Annotated in this window: 14 protein-coding genes; 5 read left to right on the top strand and 9 right to left on the bottom strand. The window is 66.3% G+C overall.

Annotated features, from left to right (window positions below):
- The first annotated feature begins 92 nt into the window (after nt 1-92).
- Nucleotides 93-1370, top strand: coding sequence for an outer membrane protein assembly factor BamB family protein (locus PT015_RS01035; protein ID WP_390887977.1), 1278 nt, complete (start codon nt 93-95; stop codon nt 1368-1370).
- A 1-nt stretch (nt 1371) separates the two neighbouring features.
- Here the strand turns inward: PT015_RS01035 and PT015_RS01030 are convergent, their stop codons facing one another.
- The gene (locus PT015_RS01030; RefSeq protein ID WP_285188184.1) at nt 1372-2079 is read right to left on the bottom strand and encodes an esterase; all 708 of its coding nucleotides are present in this window, start codon (nt 2077-2079) and stop codon (nt 1372-1374) included.
- Between the two features lie 164 nt (nt 2080-2243).
- Nucleotides 2244-3443, bottom strand: a complete 1200-nt coding sequence (locus PT015_RS01025; protein ID WP_285188183.1) for a hypothetical protein — start codon at nt 3441-3443, stop codon at nt 2244-2246.
- Between the two features lie 1343 nt (nt 3444-4786).
- Between PT015_RS01025 and PT015_RS01020 the strand changes: the two genes are divergently transcribed.
- Both PT015_RS01020 and PT015_RS01015 read left to right on the top strand, forming a co-directional pair.
- Nucleotides 4787-5671, top strand: a complete 885-nt coding sequence (locus PT015_RS01020) for a hypothetical protein (RefSeq protein WP_285188181.1) — start codon at nt 4787-4789, stop codon at nt 5669-5671.
- Nucleotides 5672-5993: 322 nt separating this feature from the next.
- A complete protein-coding gene (locus PT015_RS01015) occupies nt 5994-7451 on the top strand; it encodes a hypothetical protein (protein ID WP_285188180.1) in 1458 nt (485 codons plus the stop codon).
- Between the two features lie 74 nt (nt 7452-7525).
- On the opposite strand, the gene PT015_RS01010 is transcribed toward PT015_RS01015, so the two are convergent.
- From PT015_RS01010 to ctaD, 7 genes are read right to left on the bottom strand one after another with little or no spacing between them, the layout of a single operon-like run.
- Nucleotides 7526-8695 (bottom strand): THUMP-like domain-containing protein, encoded by a 1170-nt coding sequence (locus PT015_RS01010; RefSeq protein WP_449248142.1) that lies wholly within the window; start codon nt 8693-8695, stop codon nt 7526-7528.
- Nucleotides 8692-9660, bottom strand: coding sequence for a class I SAM-dependent methyltransferase (locus PT015_RS01005; protein ID WP_285188179.1), 969 nt, complete (start codon nt 9658-9660; stop codon nt 8692-8694). The genes PT015_RS01010 and PT015_RS01005 overlap by 4 nt, the downstream gene beginning before the upstream one ends.
- A 43-nt stretch (nt 9661-9703) precedes the next feature.
- Nucleotides 9704-10471 carry an enoyl-CoA hydratase gene (locus PT015_RS01000; RefSeq protein ID WP_390887911.1) on the bottom strand — a complete coding sequence of 256 codons (768 nt, stop codon included), beginning with the start codon at nt 10469-10471 and terminating at the stop codon, nt 9704-9706.
- Nucleotides 10468-11286, bottom strand: coding sequence for an NUDIX hydrolase (locus tag PT015_RS00995; RefSeq protein WP_285188177.1), 819 nt, complete (start codon nt 11284-11286; stop codon nt 10468-10470). Before PT015_RS00995 ends, PT015_RS01000 begins: the two co-directional genes overlap by 4 nt.
- Nucleotides 11286-12125 carry an ABC transporter ATP-binding protein gene (locus tag PT015_RS00990; RefSeq protein WP_285188175.1) on the bottom strand — a complete coding sequence of 280 codons (840 nt, stop codon included), beginning with the start codon at nt 12123-12125 and terminating at the stop codon, nt 11286-11288. The genes PT015_RS00995 and PT015_RS00990 overlap by 1 nt, the downstream gene beginning before the upstream one ends.
- Nucleotides 12126-12151: 26 nt before the next feature.
- A complete protein-coding gene (gene serB / locus PT015_RS00985; RefSeq protein WP_285188174.1) occupies nt 12152-13390 on the bottom strand; it encodes a phosphoserine phosphatase SerB in 1239 nt (412 codons plus the stop codon).
- 25 nt (nt 13391-13415) lie between these two features.
- Nucleotides 13416-15161: an aa3-type cytochrome oxidase subunit I gene (gene ctaD, locus PT015_RS00980; RefSeq protein WP_285188173.1), complete on the bottom strand. Its 1746-nt coding sequence runs from the start codon at nt 15159-15161 to the stop codon at nt 13416-13418.
- Between the two features lie 180 nt (nt 15162-15341).
- Here ctaD and PT015_RS00975 point away from each other — a divergent pair, with 180 nt between their 5' ends.
- Both PT015_RS00975 and PT015_RS00970 read left to right on the top strand, forming a co-directional pair.
- Entirely contained in the window at nt 15342-16436 is a 1095-nt protein-coding gene (locus PT015_RS00975) for an iron-siderophore ABC transporter substrate-binding protein (RefSeq protein ID WP_285188172.1), read from the top strand.
- Nucleotides 16437-16548: 112 nt separating this feature from the next.
- Nucleotides 16549-17589: an NAD(P)-dependent alcohol dehydrogenase gene (locus PT015_RS00970; protein ID WP_285188171.1), complete on the top strand. Its 1041-nt coding sequence runs from the start codon at nt 16549-16551 to the stop codon at nt 17587-17589.
- The last annotated feature ends 15 nt before the right edge of the window (nt 17590-17604 follow it).

Genomic DNA, 17604 nt, shown 5'->3' with positions numbered 1-17604 from the left:
CCGGGCAATCGGCCCTCCTCGAGGTGGCACAGGTTACCCTCGGCATCGTGTCTTGGCCGATCTCCCGCCGTGCGTTGTGGCATTGGTCATCGGTGGCTTCGGTTCTGCTGCTGGCTGCCGTCAGCGCGGGGTGCGGCAACACCGACTCCTGGGTCGACACCGTGCCCGCCGAGGGCTGGCCCGCCCAGTACGGCGACGCGGCCAACAGCAGCTACACCGCGGTCGCCGGGGCCGAGTCGCTGAGCCTGCGTTGGACCCGCTCGGTCAAAGGCTCGCTGGAGTCGTCGGTCGCACTCAGTTCGCGCAACTGGCTTGCCGCCAACGCGCAGACCCCCGGTGGTTGCTCGCTGATGGAGTGGGAGAACGACGACAACGGCCGGCAGCGCTGGTGCACCCGGCTGTATCAGGGCGGTGGCATCGCCAGCCCGCTGTTCGACGGCTTCGACAACCTCTACATCGGCCAGCCGGGCGCCTTCTTGTCATTCCCCGTCACGCAGTGGATCCGGTGGCGCCGCCCGGTGATGGGAATGCCCTCCACGCCAAGGATTCTCGGCAATGGCCACGTGTTGGTGGTGACCCACCTGGGCCAGGTTCAGGTGTTCGAAGGTCACCGCGGCACGGTCGTCGGGAATGCGGTTGACCTGGTCGACAATGTCGACCCCAGCGACTTCACCCGCGGCCTCGCCGATTGCGGTCCGGCCAAGGAAGGCTGCCCGGTCGCGGCCGCGCCGGCGTTTGCCAAGGACACCGGACTGATCGTGGTCGGGCTGTGGGAGCCCGGCGCCCCGGCCCCCATCCTGGTAGGGCTGAAGTACCACCCAGGCCAGAATCCGCTGCTGACTCGCGAATGGACCAGCAACGCCGTCGGCGCCGGCGTCGAGGCGAGTCCGGTGATGTCGAGCGACGGATCCACGATCTACGTCAACGGCCGCGACGAACGGTTGTGGGCGTTGCACGCCGCCGACGGCAAGCCGAAATGGTCGGTCCCGCTGAAGTTCCTGGCGCAGACGCCGCCGTCGGTGACGCCCGGTGGGCTGATCGTGTCCGGCGGCGGGCCCGATACCCGCCTTGTCGCATTCAAGGATGCCGGCGATCACGCGCAGGAGGTGTGGCGGCGCAACGATGTCAGCCCGCTGTCGACCTCGAGCCTGGCCGGCTCCGGCGCGGGCTACGCGGTGGTGACGGGTGGGCCGGGTGAAGGAGCGCGGGGCATGACGCTGCTGGTGTTCGACCCGGGCAGCGGCAAGACCCTGAACAGCTACCCACTACCGGAGGCGACCGGTTACCCCGTCGGCGTCTCGATAGGGCGCGATCGCCGTGTAGTCACCGCGACCAGCGACGGCCAGGTCTACAGCTTCGCCCCGAGCTGAGTCAGCCCTTGACTGCCAGCGGCGGAATGGCGTTACGCGGTACGTGCACCTGGCTGCCGCCGGCCAGCGACGGCAACAGCTCGCCCGGCGCGAAGTAGAAAATCAGCTCGTCGTCGGTGATCGCAAAGTTTTGGTAATGCGACGCGTCCAGACCCGAGCCGGGTGAAATTGCGGCGCCCAGCCCGGTCTGCTTTCCAACCTCCCGCTGAACAATGGGGAAAATTGAGTCGAGCGGCTTTGCATTCGGCGGGAAAAGTGTGTCAAAGGTGATCGCTTTTTGTCCGGCGACGTCGTAATTGAAACCCTTGTAGAAGGTCGAGGGCCGCGGACCGCCGAGGTCTTCGAAAACCTTGAGCACGACGCTGCGAGTGCCGCCGGGCGCTTGACCGGAGTGAAACTGCTCGGACGTGACTTCCATTTGGTAAGGCACGTCGCGCTGGCCGGACGTTTGTGACGACGTCTGCGCGACGTTGACGAATCCATCCCGGTTCTGACCGAGGTAGTCGGTCAACGCCTGATCCGGGTAGTCCACCGGAAAAGTCATGTTCAGCGTGTAGGTGGGCGTGACGGTGTGGACGTTGCACGTCTGGTCATCTTGAAGCGTGCCGCCCAGGTTGGTGCACGCCGAATCCGCGGCCGCCACAGCAACGCCAGACCAGCCCAGCAGGGCTCCGGCCGCTATCAGCGCGGCCGACATCATGTTGCGCATCGGTCGACTTGTCCTCGCAGACTCAGAACGGCTGAAATGCCGTCTCGCCAGCGTACCTGGCCCCCCTCGCGACGGACGGCAAACGTCCTGCTGATGGGCGCCTGCCCAGGTCAGCGGCCACCGTCCTCCCTAACGGCGGCCGCCGACCCGGCAGGCGGGTCTAGTTAGAACAGCCCCAGGACCTCCGTCCAGAAGTTGGTCAGATCCGCGGCCGTTCCGGCACCGTCGAACGCTCCGAGCAGGTCCGTCCACCAACCGACGCTGTCGGTCAATGCACCGGAGCCGCCCAACAGATCGGTCCACCAATTGGCGCCGTCGGTCAACGCACCCGAGCCACCTAACAGATCGGTCCACCAGTTAGCACCGTCCGTCAGAGCACCCGAGCCACCCAACAGATCGGTCCACCAGTTGGCACCCTCGGTCATCCCGCCGGAGTTGCCCAGCAGATCGGTCCACCAGTCGGTACCGCCGGTCAGGTTGCCCGAGTTGCCCAGTAGGTCGGTCCACCAGTTGCTACTCGCGGCCGCGGCACCCGATGTGTCCGAGCCACCCAGCAGGTCATTCCAGAAGTTGGTCCCCGAGTTGAGAGCGGCCTGCGTGTCGCCGGAGAAGAGCTGCGACCAAAATGCGTTGGCGTCTGACAACCAACCCGAGCTACCCCCGGACAGAAGCTCGGAAGACGGCGCGCTGTCCGCGGCCGCCGCGGCGCTGGGACTGGTCGGAACCCCCCAGTTGTCGTAGAACTTGTTGATGTCGATCATGTTGCTGGCGCCGGTCGCATTCGCGGCTCCGACATCGTTTCCTTCGACGTAGGCAATATTGAAACTGCCCGCGCCCAGGCTGCTGGAACCGGCCGTGGCGCTGCCGTGGTCGCCGACCACGCCGGCGATGTTCAGATTGCCTGGGTTGTCACCGAAGCCGCCGGCTATCGCGTGGCTGCCCAGGCCGTACACCGCTGCAGCGTTTCCACTCGAATCGGCGCCGCCGGCGAAGGCAGACGACTGGTCACCGAGCACCAGCGCGGTATTGCCGGTCGCGCCCTCGCCGCCCGCGGTGGCAAAGGAGTTGGACCCGTAGACGGCGGCGATGTTGCCTGCGCCGGTAGCGGTGGCTTGAGAATCGGCTCCGTAGGCGAATGCGAAGGACCCGAGACCGGAGGAGTTTGCGTCGGCGGAGCCGCTCTCGAACAAGTCCATGCCGTTGAAAGAGATGGCCATGTTCAGGTTGGGGAACAGCGAGTCGATATCCAGGTCCGGAAAAAGGGCGTCGATGCTGGCTGCGGGCGCGAGCCCGCTGAGAACGCTATCGGCCGCAGCGACCGAGTCGATTGTGTCGGCGAATGCGGTTCCTGGAACAGAGGCCACCGCCCCACCAATACCTAGACCCACGGCCAGCAATCCCAGCCGCGAGAAAGCACGCGTGCTTCCCATTCTTGCCCTTCCCCCGGCACGCCAAATAGACGTGCCATTCTTTATCGGCACCCACCGCGCCGAGTGAGGTAAGCCTATGCGCACCCGTCAGATTTGTTTGAACAAAGTCTAATAATGGTCGAAAAAGTCTTGAGCCCTTAATTCATGAGCCGGTCAGAGTTTTCAGTATTCTGGCGGGGCGTCACGAGGCCACCGCGCAGGCTTTGGATCAAGATCAGCGAGACCGGGTATGGTTTTTACGCCCGCGCTAATAAATTTGCATCAAGATCAGCCGATGAGATACCGGCCATGCGCGCGGGCGTGTCGTCCGCGCGTTCAGATGGCTCGGCTCGAATTTCGGAACCCAACGCGCGGGTCGTGCGCTGCTCGCAATGAGGGCGACACCTGAAGGCCCCCAAGAGAATTCTTCATAACAAGTTGAAGGACTACCGGTGCGTAGACCGGCGACCCGGTCGGCCGCATGCCGGACGGCGGGTGCGTTCGCACGGGTTGCCCTGCTGAGCAGCGAGTCCCGTGACTCTCGATACGGTCGCCGGTTCGCCGGAGCTGACGCCGGCCTGAGCCGTCGCAGTGAAATCCGACGGCAGGCTCGCGGCGGCGGCGACCGCTAGACCCGCCGCCAGCAGCGCCATTCGAACGACGCCATTCGATCGCATGACAAACCACCTTCCGACTGCTGAATTGTTAAACCCAGGTTACCTGATAAATGTTCAGGCATTAGCAACGTGTCTAAAAAGAATGCACGTTGACGTGCACTAGATCTGCGATCCGCGTTCGCCGCACGGATTGCTGTCGACGCAGCTGGCAAATTCTCTGTCGTCCGATCCCGTCGACCCCGAGCGTCGGGTTCGACGCGAACCCGCCCGTCCAGTGGCGGGGATGTCGCGCGGCCCGGGGGTAGTGGACGGCAGCTTCGCGCCATGTCCCGGTGATGCATTACCGCCGGCGTGCCGACCCCCGGCGCGCTGAGATCAGTCTGCGGCGCCGCTTCCCGCAGTTCATGGGGAGATCTCCCCATCTTTGGCGTGGCGGAACATGTGAATGAGTTAGGAAACTTTCTCAGGTTTGGCCTGCTTTTGGCGTGATTTCAAGACACCGACCTGGCTCCAACCCGGGGTCGACACCGGCAAAACACCAGGGAAATCCCTGTATCCATCGGCCCTCTGCCCTCATATCGTCGTGGCGGAAGACCTTAACGTTCGCTGAGAAATACCAAAGAATCACTGCGTTACCCCTCCCCCCGTCGTCCTTCGAAGGACGGCTTGAAAGGAACCACAATGAGAAATTCGAAGCGTCTACATCGCTTTGGCGTCTGCGCGATCGGCCTCGGCTTCGGGGCCGCGATGGCTTCGGTGCCCGTCGTCGCGTCGGCCGATTCGACCCCCGGTGGCGTTGTCGCCGAGGCTGCCGCTGCAATTCTTCCCGACCTGGGCAACGTTGCAGCCGCCGCGGCCGCTGTGACGCCAGCGACGCTGCCGGACAGCCTGCTCAACTATTCAGTCTCGATCAGCGGGTTCTCGCTGATCGACCTCGGCACAGCTAATGCAAGTTCCAGCTTCGGAAACGTTGCGATCGCCTATGGCGATTACGCGGATTCCAACGCAATGAGCGGATTCTTCAACTACGCCACGGCGACCGGCGATCACAGCCACGCCGTTGTTGGTGTTACCGGCTTGTACAACTACGCCTCCGCTACCGGGCTGTGGAGTTACGCGGGGGCCGGTTGGGGCAGTGGCAACACCGCCGTCGCTAACGGTGACTATGCGGTTGCTCAGGCGGGCGCAGGGGACGGAACCGCCATCTACGACAGCAATTTCAACACCGCCACCTCCGAGGGTTATCAAGCCATCGCTCGCGCAGGCTGGGACGGGAGCAGCAGCAATGTCGCCAATGCCGTGGGTAACAACATCGAGGTGAATGATCCTGGGCCATCGAGCGGCGCGGCGACCGACGGCTGGCTGTCGGACTTCCTCTCGTCCCTCAACGGTGGTTCCACAGTCGACAGTGACGATTGGTTCGCCGGCCTGCTGAGTGCCTTCGACGGCAGCTCGGCCGCAGGCGAGGGCGGTAACTGGTTCACCGAGTTGCTGTCTCTGTTCGATCCCGGATCTGCCGCGGCCGACGGCGCCGACTTCTGGACGGAACTCGCAACCCTGTTCTAAACCCCTTCATCAAGAGCCACATCTAGCCGTCCGGCATCGCGCCGGGCGGCTAGATGCGTTAGCGCAACCTCTCAGATTTGTGGGCCGATATCGGCCCTGTCGCCGACGACACCCACATAGTTCTCCGGTGCAATGCAAGGGAAATCCCTGTATCAGTCACCGAGCAAACCTCTTAGCGTCATGCCTGGCGACCTTAACGTTCGCTGAGGAAAACCAAAGAGAGTGCTCGCGAGTCGGTAGCTACGACGACCACGACTTGCAGTGCCGGACTACCGACCAACGTCCCATCGGCCCACGTCGGGGACATCTGAAAGGAAGCTCGATGAAGACTGCACACCACTTCAGCCGCTTCGGTATCGCCGCGGTGGGGCTCGGCATTGGAGCCGCGATGGCGTCCATGCCTGCCGCCACGGCCGATTCGGTCGGTACAGCCGATATTGGCGCCTATCTACCCGACTTCGGCGCGCTGGCGGCCGCATCGGCTGCGGCGGTATCGCCGCCTACGCTCCCAGCCGATTTCTCCAACTACGCGATCTCGATAAGCGGAATCCCGCTGTATCAGAGCGGCACAGCTTTTGCGGTGTCCAGCTTCGGGAATGTCGCAATTGCGCATGGTGCCGGCACCGACGCCACCGCCTATGGCGGACTGTTCAACACCGCAACCGTGGACGGTGATGGCAGCGTCGCACTCATCGGGGGCAATGGCATCGGCGTCGGAGCCTTCAACACGGCCACGGTGGTCGGGTCGCACAGTAGCGCGGAAGCGGCGTGGGGTTCCGGCGGCAGCTTCAACACGGCGACAGTTACCGGCAACATGTCCACGGCCTACGCCGGCGTCCCGAACGGCGGCTACCCCACCACCGGTAGCTTCAACATCGCTACCGCGGAGGGTTACCAAGCCCATGCCGCCGCCGGGCTGGACGGCAGCAGCGGCAACACCGCCGACGCCAGCGGCGACCTCGTCACCAGCGTCAGCCCGTCGGCGGGCGGCGCGGCAGCCGAGCCCAGTGGCGCTGCAACGGGCGTGGACCTGCTGAACGACGGCGCCGCGGCGGCGGCATCGGTTACTCCGGCGACGCTGCCGGACGATTACTCGAACTTCGCCGTATCTATCAGCGGCACGCCGCTCATCCAGCTAGGAACGGCGAGCGCCCAATCGAGCTTCGGAAACATCGCGATCGCTGTCGGCGCCTACTCCAACTCCAACGCGATGAGCGGCTTTTTCAACTATGCCTCGGCGATGGGTGAGCACAGCAACGCGGGCGTAGGAGACACCGGATTGTTCGACTACGCCTCCGCAACAGGCACCTGGAGCTCCGCGCAAGCGGCTTGGGGCAGCGGCAACACCGCCGTCGCGAATGGTGATTACGCCGTTGCTCAGGCGGGTGCCGGCGATGGAACTGCTATCTACGACAGCAACTTCAACACGGCGACCGCGGAAGGCTCGCACGCTATCGCGTTGGCGGGCTTTGACAGCTCCAGCGGCCACGTTGCGAATGCGGTCGGCGACGGTGTGCATGTCTACGACCCGACGGGTAACCCCGTGGGCTTCGCAGCAACCGAGAGCTGGCTGACTGAACTGCTGAACTCGTTCTCCGGCGGGTCGCATGCCGCGGCCGACGGCGGCAATTGGCTGGCCGACCTGTTCCCCGCGCTCGACGGCGGCTCGGCCGCCGCGGACACCGGCAACTGGCTCACCGACCTGCTGGCATCGTTCGACGGCGGGTCGGCGGCGGCGGACGGCGCCAACTTCTGGACCGAGCTGGCAACGCTGTTCTGAGCACGAGCCACCCTCCGGGTCGGCGACCGCCGCTAACCGCCCTTTAGGCGGTGGTCGCCGATCCGGCTGGGTCGTCAGCGCGACGGGCGGCAGATGAACGCGGTCCCCTGCGCAGCCGCGCCCGATCCGATCCGGGTGATGACGACCGTCAGCGACTCGTTGCCGCGCAACGTCATTCGCCGCCGCAGCGCATCGGGGTCGACGTCCACCCCACGAACCAGCACCTCCAGCGAGCCGCACTCCCGCGCTGTCAGCCCCTGACGCAGTCGTCGTTCGTCGAAGGCGATCTGATCCAGCACCTCGAAACCGCGGACGCCGTCGGGTAGCTGATCGCCGGAGAGATACGCGATGTGCGGGTCGAGTTGCCACAGCCGGTGTCGCGCCGCGAAATGCCGCACCAGACCGGCGCGCACCACCGCGCCGTCGGGGTCGACGATCCAGCGGCCCGCGGGCCGCACATCGCAGTCGTCGGGGTCGGCGTCGGTCAGCTGTTCGCCGCGATCCAGCAAGCTGGCGCGCCGGCGCACGCCCGTCTCGGCCAGCCCCGCCGACCACAGGCAGGCTTCCCGCACGGAGCCGCGATACGACGTCACCTCGACCTCGCCGTCGAACCCCAGCCGGGTGATCGCATCGAAATCGATTCCCGGCGCGCACTTCACGACCAGGTCCCGGTCCCGGTACGTCGCCAGAAGATCGTCCAGGGCCGGCTGATAGTCGCGTGGATCGAAGCGCCGCCGCCCGCCGCTGCGCCGCGCCGGATCGGCCAGCACCACAGCGTCGCGGGTCACCGGGTGCAGCGCGTCGGCGCGACACAGCATGACAGCGCCCTCGAGGTTGTGCCGGGCCATCGCCAGCCGCACCGGATCGACATCGCTGCCGACCAGCACCGCGGCCGAACCACGCAGCGCCGCCAACTCGGTGCCGATCGAACACGTCACATCGTGAATGACCCTGCCGCGCAAGCGCTTCGAGCGATGCAGCGCAACCGGTGCGGCGCTGGCTTGCTGCAGCGCCTCGTCGGTGAACAGCCAGGCATCGACGCCGGGCAGTCCAGCGAGTTTGGCTTCCGCGCGGCGGCGCAGCAGCACCGTCTCCACCAAGAGCGCAGTTCGATCGCCGAATTGCTTGCGCAGCCGCGCGATCTCGCCGACGCGGTCCTTCAACGGGTGACCGTCGACCACGGCCAGCGCGGCCGAACCCTCGTCCGACGTCAGATAGGCGACGTCGTCGAGACCGACGTTCAGGACGGCTTGGTCCCGGTGATCTCGACGTTGTAGTACCAGCCCTTCGGCACCACGTGTCGCCAGACGTTGCTGTCGGCCCAGCTCAACAGCTTCCAGCTGTTGAACGCGAAGTTGGCGTAGGCCCAGCCCAGCTTGTCGGGCTGCACCGCGTATTCGAAGGTTCGCAGCGGCCACCCGAGCATGGCGGCGGTGAATTCGACGGTGGCGGTCTCGACGTCGACAGCACCGGCGCGCGAAGCCATCTTCTCTAGTTCGGGCGGGTCGAAGGTGTGCAGGTCGACGATCGATTCCAACGCCGCCGCCCGTGAGGACTCGTCGAGCTCCGCCTGCGGGCGGCGCCAGCTGCCCAGTCCGGGCAACTTGGTGGCGTTGGTGGCGACCCGCCAGGTCAGCGTCGAGAGCGAGCGCGCGTAGCTGTTGCCGATTTTGGTCGGTTCTCCGGCGAACACGAACCGACCGCCGGGTCGCAGCACACGGAGCACCTCGCGCAAAGTCAGCTCGACATCCGGAATATGGTGCAGCACAGCATGTCCGACGACCAGGTCGAAGGAGTCGTCGTCGTAGGGGATGCGCTCGGCATCGGCAACCCGGCCGTCGATCTCCAGGCCCAGCGACTGACCGTTGCGGGTGGCAACCTTGACCATGCCCGGCGACAGGTCGGTCACCGATCCGCGTCGCGCCACCCCGGACTGGATCAGGTTCAGCAGGAAGAAGCCGCTACCGCAGCCCAGCTCGAGGGCGTTGTCGTAGGGCAGCCGGTGAATCTCGTCGTCGGGGACAACACTGTCGAAGCAATCCCGGGCGTAGTCGATGCAGCGCTGGTCATAGGAGATCGACCATTTCTCGTCGTAGTTCTCCGCTTCCCAGTCGTGATAGAGCACCTGGGCCAGCTTGCTGTCGTGGCGGGCGGCCTCGACCTGCTCAGCGGTGGCGTGCGGCTGCGGCGCCGGATCGGTACTGGTCATGGTCGCCCAGCCTAACGGCCGGACGCCCGCGCAGGCACCCTGCCTACGCTCGACCGCCCGGCGAGGTCGACTGCGCCGTCGGTTCCCGCAGTATCGCGTCGAATACCTCCAGGTAGCGGCGGCGTTCGGCGTCCCACCGCTCGGCCGGCGCCAGCGTGCTGAGGTCGTCGATGCCGGCCTTTGCGGCGGCCAGCGCGGCGTGCGGCGCGTCGACGAACCTGCTCGCCCATGCTGCGGCGGCGTCGTACACACCGTCGGGCGCCACCATCTCGTCGACGATGCCCAGTTCCTGGGCCTCCTCGGCGCCGAAGAACCGCCCGGAGTAGACCAGCTCCTTGGCTTTGCTGATCCCGACCGTGCGGGCCAGCCGAGCCATGCCGTCCCCGTCGGGAACCAGACCGGCCAGGATTTCCGTCGCACCGAAGCGGACGTTGTCACCGCTCACCCGCCAGTCCGCGGCCAGCGCCAGGCCGAGGCCGGCGCCCAGCGCGTATCCGGTGATCGCCGCGACGGTCGGCTTGGGAATGGCGGCGACGGCGTCGACGGCCGCGCGGTGCACACGCAGCCAGCTGTCGGCCTCCGACGCGGTCAGCGTGCGCAGTTGCGGCATGTCGTCGCCGGCGGAGAAGATCTCGTGTCCGCCGAAGAGGATGACCGAGGCGATGTCGTCGCGGTGGCTCACCGCTGCCGCGGCGTGCTCGATCTCGCGGTAGACCTGCCGGGTCAGTGCGTTGGTCGGCGGACGCGAGAGGACGATCGTCCCGACTCCGGGGCGGTCCGGATCGGCGTGAATGCTGACGAACTCGCTCACAGATGCCACTTCTGCCCGCCCGCCTTGCGGGCCCGGTGGTAGCGGTCGGAGTCGAAGAATTCGAAAATCCAGTTGTCGCCGTCGATTTCGACGTTGGGTTGGACGGCGACGATCTGACGCTCGACTGCCAGCACGTCGGCGACCGAGTGGCCGTTCAGCGAATCGAGCTGCGTCCAGGTCGGCGGCAACAGGAAGCTGCGCCCAGCCTCGAAGTCGGCGATCGCCGCCTGCGGCGTCGTCCACGCCGCGCGGTCGGACTCGGTGTTGTCGCCGTCGGCCCGCTGGCCCGCGGGTAGCGCGCCGACGAAGAAGTAGGTGTCGTAGCGGCGGGTTCGCTCGGCCTCGGGCGTCACCCAATTAGCCCATGGCCGAAGCAGATCCGCGCGCAGCACCAGGTTTTCCCGGCGCAGAAAATCGGCGAACGACAGGGTCCGGTCATCGAGGGCGCGACGGGCATCGGCGTACACCGAGGCGTCGTGGACGATGCCGTCGGGATCGTCGGCCGGACCGGCGAACAGCACTCCGGATTCTTCGAACGTCTCCCGGGCCGCCGCACACACGAGCGCGGTGGCCAACTCGACATCGGTGCCGAAACGTTCCGCCCACCACTCGGGCGACGGTCCGGCCCAGGCGATATCGGCGTTGCGGTCGCGATCGTCGACACCACCGCCGGGAAAGACCATGGTTCCCGGGGCGAACTCCATCTTCGAATGGCGCCGCATGAGGAACAGTTCGATACTTTCGGCGCCGTCGCGCATCAGCATCACCGTTGCGGCCGGGCGCACCGGCAGCGGAACAAACGTGTCGTCACTCATCAGCGCCTCCGATGTGCCGCGCGGGTCCGGGTGCGACGGGCGAAGTAGCGCCCGTCGATCACGTCCACGTCGATCGACTGGCCGAACGCCGCGGACAAGTTCCCCGCGGTCAGCACATCAGAGAGCAACCCGGCCGACACCACCCGCCCCTCCGACAGCAGCATGCAGTGGCTGAAGCCGGGCGGAATCTCCTCGACGTGGTGGGTGACCAGCACCAGCGCGGGTGCGTCCGGGTCGGCGGCCAAGTCGGCCAGCCGCGCCACCAACTCCTCGCGGCCACCCAGATCGAGACCGGCCGCCGGCTCGTCGAGCAGCAGCAACTCGGGGTCTGTCATCAGGGCGCGGGCGATCAGGATGCGCTTGCGCTCCCCCTCGGACAGGGTCTCGTAGCGGCGGTCGGCCAGGTGTTCGGCGCCCAGGCTCTCCAGCATGTCGACGGCGCGGTGGTAGTCGACGTCCTCGTACTTCTCGCGCCACCGCCCCAGCACCGCGTAGCCGGCCGAGACCACAAGGTCGCGGACGATCTCGTTGCCGGGAATGCGCTGCGCCAGCGCCGAGGAACTCAACCCGACCCGCGCCCGCAACTCGGCCATGTCGACTCGGCCGAGCCGCTCGCCGAGCACGTACGCCACACCGGAGCTGGGATGTTCGGCAGCCGCGGCGATGCGCAGCAACGACGTCTTGCCGGCGCCGTTGGCCCCGATGATCACCCAGCGCTCGTCGAGCTCGACCGACCAGGTCACCGGCCCCACCAGGGTGTGGCCGTCGCGAATCAGCGAGACATCCCTGAAGTCGATCAGCAGATCGGGGTCGACTGCCTCACTCCCCTTTTCGGCCACCCGACCATCGTGCCGTACCGCGGTCGCTAGAGATCGGGCGGGATGTCGACGCGGCTCACCACGCCATCGAGCGCATCGGCCGCCTCGATCTCGCCGCGTGTCACGCCGAGCAGGAACAGCACGGTGTCCAGGTAGGGGTGGCTCAGCGACGCATCGGCCACCTCACGCAGCGCAGGCTTGGCGTTGAACGCAATACCCAGGCCCGCCGCGGACAGCATGTCGATGTCGTTCGCGCCGTCGCCGACCGCTACCGTCTGCGCCATCGGGACCCCGGCCTGACTCGCAAAGTCGCGCAGCGCCTTGGCTTTTCCGGGCCGGTCGACGATCTCACCGACCACCTTCCCGGTGAGCTTTCCGTCGACGACCTCAAGCACGTTGGCCGCGACGAAGTCCAGCATCAACTCATCGGCCAGCGGTTGGATGACCTGGCGGAAGCCGCCGGAGACCACGCCGACGTGATAACCCAATCTGCGCAGCGTCCGGATTGTGGTCCGGGCGCCGGGGGTCAGCTCCACGTCCTCGGCGACCTCGTCGATCACCTCCACGGGCAGCCCGGCCAGCGTCTCGACCCGCTGGTGCAGCGACTCGGCGAAGTCCAACTCGCCGCGCATCGCGGCGTCGGTGATCGCCTTGACGGCCTCTTCGGCACCCGCGCGCGCCGCGAGCATCTCGATGACTTCCTGCTGGATCAGCGTCGAGTCGACGTCAAACACGATGAGCCGCTTGGCCCGTCGCGCGATGCTGTAATCCTCCACCGCGACGTCGACACCCACGTCGGCGGCGACGCGGGTCAGCACCTCCTGCAGCTGCCCTCCGGCGCCTGCCGGCACGGAGACACGCAACTCCAGGCCCGTCACCGGATAGTCGGAGACGCCACGAATCAGGTCGATGTTGACCCCCAACGACGCCACCTCGCGCGCGACGGCGCCGAACGCCTCGGCGGTGATGGGCCGCCCGAGCACCATGATCGTGTGCGTCGAAGGTTCGCGGATGATGCGCAGTTCGTCGCTGCGCTCGATGGTGACATCCAGGCCGACGGAGTCGATCGCCACCTCGACTTGGTTTCGAAAGACTTGTCCGTCAAGCACTTCCGAGGGAGCGGTGACCAGCACACCCAACGTCAGCCGCCCCCGGATCACCACCTGTTCGACGTTGAGCAGCTCGACCCGGTGCGCGGAGAGCACACCGAAGAGCGCCGACGTCACACCTGGCTTGTCGTGACCGGTGACGGTGATCAACGCCGACACCTTGCGGGGGCTGTTCACCCCAAATTGCCTGCGCGAGCGCGCATTACGACCGAACTTGGACGTCGTCCGCCCGGGTGACGTCTCCGTCGGAGGGTCCGTGGGAGCGACCCACGTGGGCCTCCGCGCGGATGCGCTCGATCATGTGCGGGTAGTGCAGCTCGAACGCCGGACGCTCCGAACGGATGCGGGGCAGCTCGGTGAAGTTGTGCCGCGGGGGCGGGCAGCTGGTCGCCCACTCGAGCGAGTTGCCGTAACCCCACGGGTCGTCGACGGTGACCACTTCGCCGTAACGCCAGCTCTTGAAGACGTTCCAGACGAACGGGAGCATCGAGATGCCGAGGATGAACGCGCCTACCGTCGAGACGATGTTGTAGGGCTCGAAGCCGTCGGTCGGCAGGTAGTCGGCGTAACGACGCGGCATACCGAGGTCGCCCAGCCAGTGCTGGATCAGGAATGTCGTGTGGAAGCCGATGAACGTCAGCCAGAAGTGCAGCTTGCCGAGGCGCTCGTCGAGCAGGCGGCCGGTCATCTTCGGGAACCAGAAGTAGGTGCCGGCGAAGGTCGCGAACACGATGGTGCCGAACAGCACGTAGTGGAAGTGCGCGATCACGAAGTAGCTGTCGGTGACGTGGAAGTCCAGCGGCGGGCTGGCCAGCAGCACACCGGTCAGACCACCGAGCAGGAAGGTGATCATGAAGCCGATGGAGAACAGCATCGGCGTCTCGAAGGTCAACTGCCCCTTCCACATCGTGCCGACCCAGTTGAAGAACTTGATCCCGGTCGGCACCGCGATCAGGTAGGTCATGAAGGAGAAGAACGGCAGCAGCACCGCACCGGTGGCGAACATGTGGTGCGCCCACACCGCGACCGACAGCGCCGCGATCGACAGCGTCGCGTACACCAGCGTGGTGTAACCGAAGATCGGCTTGCGGGAGAAGACCGGGAAGATCTCGGTCACGATGCCGAAGAACGGCAGCGCAACGATGTACACCTCGGGGTGCCCGAAGAACCAGAACAGGTGCTGCCACAACAGAACTCCGCCGTTGGCCGAGTCGTAGATGTGGGCGCCCAGGTGCCGGTCGGCGGCCAGGCCGAACAGCGCCGCGGTCAGCAGCGGGAAGGCCAGCAGCACCAGGATCGACGTCACCAGGATGTTCCAGGTGAAGATCGGCATCCGGAACATCGTCATGCCTGGCGCACGCATGCAGACAACCGTGGTGATCATGTTGACGCCACCGAGGATGGTGCCCAGACCGGCGACGATCAGACCCATGATCCACAGGTCACCGCCGGCGCCCGGTGAGTGGATGGCATCGGTCAGCGGCGTGTAGGCGGTCCAGCCGAAGTCGGCGGCACCGCCGGGGGTGATGAAGCCGGCCATGCCGATCATCGCGCCGAACAGGAAGAGCCAGAACGAGAAGGCGTTCAGCCGCGGGAAGGCCACGTCCGGGGCGCCGATCTGCAGCGGCAGCACCAGGTTGGCGAAACCGAACACGATCGGCGTCGCATAGAACAACAGCATGATCGTGCCGTGCATGGTGAAAAGCTGGTTGTACTGCTCGTTGGACAGGAACTGCAGTCCGGGGGCGGCCAACTCGGTGCGCATCAGCAGCGCGAGCAAGCCACCGATGAAGAAAAAGACGAAGCAGGTGACCACGTACATGATCCCGATCAGCTTGTGATCGGTGGTGGTGATCAGTTTGTAAATCAGGTTGCCTTTGGGGCCCGTTCGGGCCGGGTACGGGCGACTAGCCTCGAGTTCTCCCAAAGGGGGCGCTTCGGCAGTCAAGAGCTCCTCCAAACGTCGCGCAGGCAACCGTGATCAGTGGTGTCCGAGTCTATCCCTCCTGCGGCCGCGCTGACGGACAGGTCCTACAAACTGTCGTAATAACCCGGTGAACACTTCGCCGGGCGCCGCAGCCCGCCTGTCCGAGGCCGCCTCACCTGCCCGGATGTTAACGTCGGACCCGTGCTGCTCAGGGGTGTTCGACCCGCTCTCGCCGCCATCGCGGCGGCCACCGCCATCTGCAGCGGATGCTCCTCGCATTCGTCCGAGGGCGGCGGCGCGCCGTCGGCGTCGGTGATCACCAGCACCACCCAGATCGCGGGCGCCGGCGTGCTGGGCAACCAGCGACGCCCCGACGAGTCCTGCGCCCCCGAGCCCGCCGGTCCCGATGCCGGGCCGACGCCGCGGATCGCCCACAACGCGGCCGGCGTTCAGCCCGACACCGCCGAGGTGCCCGACGACCCTCAGCGCATCGTCGTGTTGTCCGGCGACCAACTCGACACGCTGTGTGCGCTGGGCCTGCAGTCGCGGATCGTCGGCGCCGCCCTGCCCGACGGCTCCGCGGACCAGCCCTCGTACCTGGGGACCGTCGTGCACAAGGTCCCAGGCGTGGGCACCCGCGGCAATCCCGACGTCGGCGCGATCAAAGCCGCCAAGCCCGACCTCATCCTCGGCTCGCAGGCCCTGACCCCCAAGCTCTACCGCGAGTTGGCCGCGATCGCGCCGACCGTGTTCACCGGCGCACCCGGCGCGGCGTGGCAGGACAACCTGCGCGGCGTGGGCGAGGCGACGTCGCGCGCCGGCGCAGCGGGCGACCTGGTGGAGCACTTCACCACCAGGGCCCACGACGACGGCGCGGCGCACGATGCCGCCCACTACCAGGCGGCGGTCGTCCAGTTCACCGCGAGCGCCGTGCGCGTCTACGGTGCCGACAACTTCCCGGGCAGCGTCCTGACCGCGGTCGGCGTGGATCGCCCTGCGGCGCAACGGTTTACCGACAAGCCCTACATCGAGATGGGCAGCACCGACAACGACCTGACGGGCAGCGCGAATTTCTCTGCGGCCGACGCCGACGTGATCTATGTGTCGTTCGATTCGCCGCAGGCCAAGGACCGCGCCCCGACCATCTTCGACAGCGACGCCTGGCACCGACTGTCGGCAGCCCGCGACAACCGTGTCTTCGTGGTCAACAACGAGGTCTGGCAGACCGGCCAGGGCGTGATCGCCGCCCGCGGCATCGTCGACGACCTGCGCTGGCTCAACGCTCCGATCAACTAGCCGGCGGTGTGAGGTCGGACGCACCCGGCCGAATACATAGTCTATCTATGCTAATCTGGTTGGCGTTCAATAGAAGTCGATACGAAACCAATGCGTTAAAGAGGACTAGCTGATGAGCACTGTTTCCGCCTATGCCGCTGCCGACAAGTCGGGGCACCTGAACAAGACGACTATCGAGCGCCGCGACCCCGGCCCGCACGACGTCGCCATCGACATCAAATTCGCCGGCATCTGCCACTCCGACATTCACACCGTCAAAGCCGAGTGGGGCGCACCCAAGTACCCGCTTGTTCCCGGCCACGAGATCGCCGGTGTCGTCGCCGCCGTCGGGTCCGAGGTCACCAAGCACAAGGTCGGCGACCACGTCGGCGTCGGCTGCATGGTGAACTCCTGCGGCCGCTGCAGCAGCTGTACCGCTGGGCTCGAGCAGTACTGCAAGAACGGCGCCACCATGACCTACGGCGGCAAGGACGAAGACGGCACGATCACTCAGGGTGGGTACAGCCAGGCCGTCGTAGTCAACGAGAACTTCGTCGTCCGAATCCCCGACTCGCTGCCGCTGGATGCCGCGGCGCCGCTGTTGTGCGCCGGCGTCACGCTGTTTTCGCCGTTGCGGCACTGGAAGGCCGGCAAGGACACCCGGCTGGCGATCATCGGCCTGGGCGGCCTCGGGCACATGGGCGTCAAACTCGGTGCCGCGATGGGCGCCGAGGTGACGGTGCTGTCGCAGTCGCTGAAGAAGATGGAAGACGGCCTGCGCCTGGGCGCCAAGCACTACTACGCCACCGCAGACCGCGAGACGTTCAAGACGCTGCGCAGCAGCTTCGACCTCATCCTGAACACAGTCTCGGCGAACCTCGACCTGAGCGCCTACCTGGGCCTGCTCGACGTCGACGGCACGCTCGTCGAATTGGGTATTCCGGAACACCCGATGGAGGTGCCGGCCTTCTCGCTGGCGTTGTCGCGTCGCAGCCTGTCCGGATCAAACATCGGTGGCATCGCCGAGACCCAGGAGATGCTCGACTTCTGCGCCGAGCACAACACCCTGCCCGAAATCGAGGTCATCTCAGCGGATTACGTCAACGAGGCCTACGAGCGCGTGCTGGCCAGCGACGTGCGCTACCGCTTCGTCATCGACACGTCGACTATCTGACCGGGGCGGCCAGTC

Source organism: Candidatus Mycobacterium wuenschmannii, from assembly GCF_030252325.1.
Taxonomy (GTDB): domain Bacteria; phylum Actinomycetota; class Actinomycetes; order Mycobacteriales; family Mycobacteriaceae; genus Mycobacterium; species Mycobacterium wuenschmannii.
This window is presented reverse-complemented; position numbering and strand designations above follow the sequence as displayed.

Bases quoted from the DNA above. Each gene is read 5' to 3' on its own strand.
- PT015_RS01015 (WP_285188180.1), top strand. From the start codon at position 5,994: ATGAAGACTGCACACCACTTCAGCCGCTTCGGTATCGCCGCGGTGGGG.
- PT015_RS01030 (WP_285188184.1), bottom strand. From the start codon at position 2,079: ATGCGCAACATGATGTCGGCCGCGCTGATAGCGGCCGGAGCCCTGCTG.
- PT015_RS01020 (WP_285188181.1), top strand. From the start codon at position 4,787: ATGAGAAATTCGAAGCGTCTACATCGCTTTGGCGTCTGCGCGATCGGC.
- PT015_RS00995 (WP_285188177.1), bottom strand. From the start codon at position 11,286: ATGAGTGACGACACGTTTGTTCCGCTGCCGGTGCGCCCGGCCGCAACG.
- PT015_RS01005 (WP_285188179.1), bottom strand. From the start codon at position 9,660: ATGACCAGTACCGATCCGGCGCCGCAGCCGCACGCCACCGCTGAGCAG.
- PT015_RS00970 (WP_285188171.1), top strand. From the start codon at position 16,549: ATGAGCACTGTTTCCGCCTATGCCGCTGCCGACAAGTCGGGGCACCTG.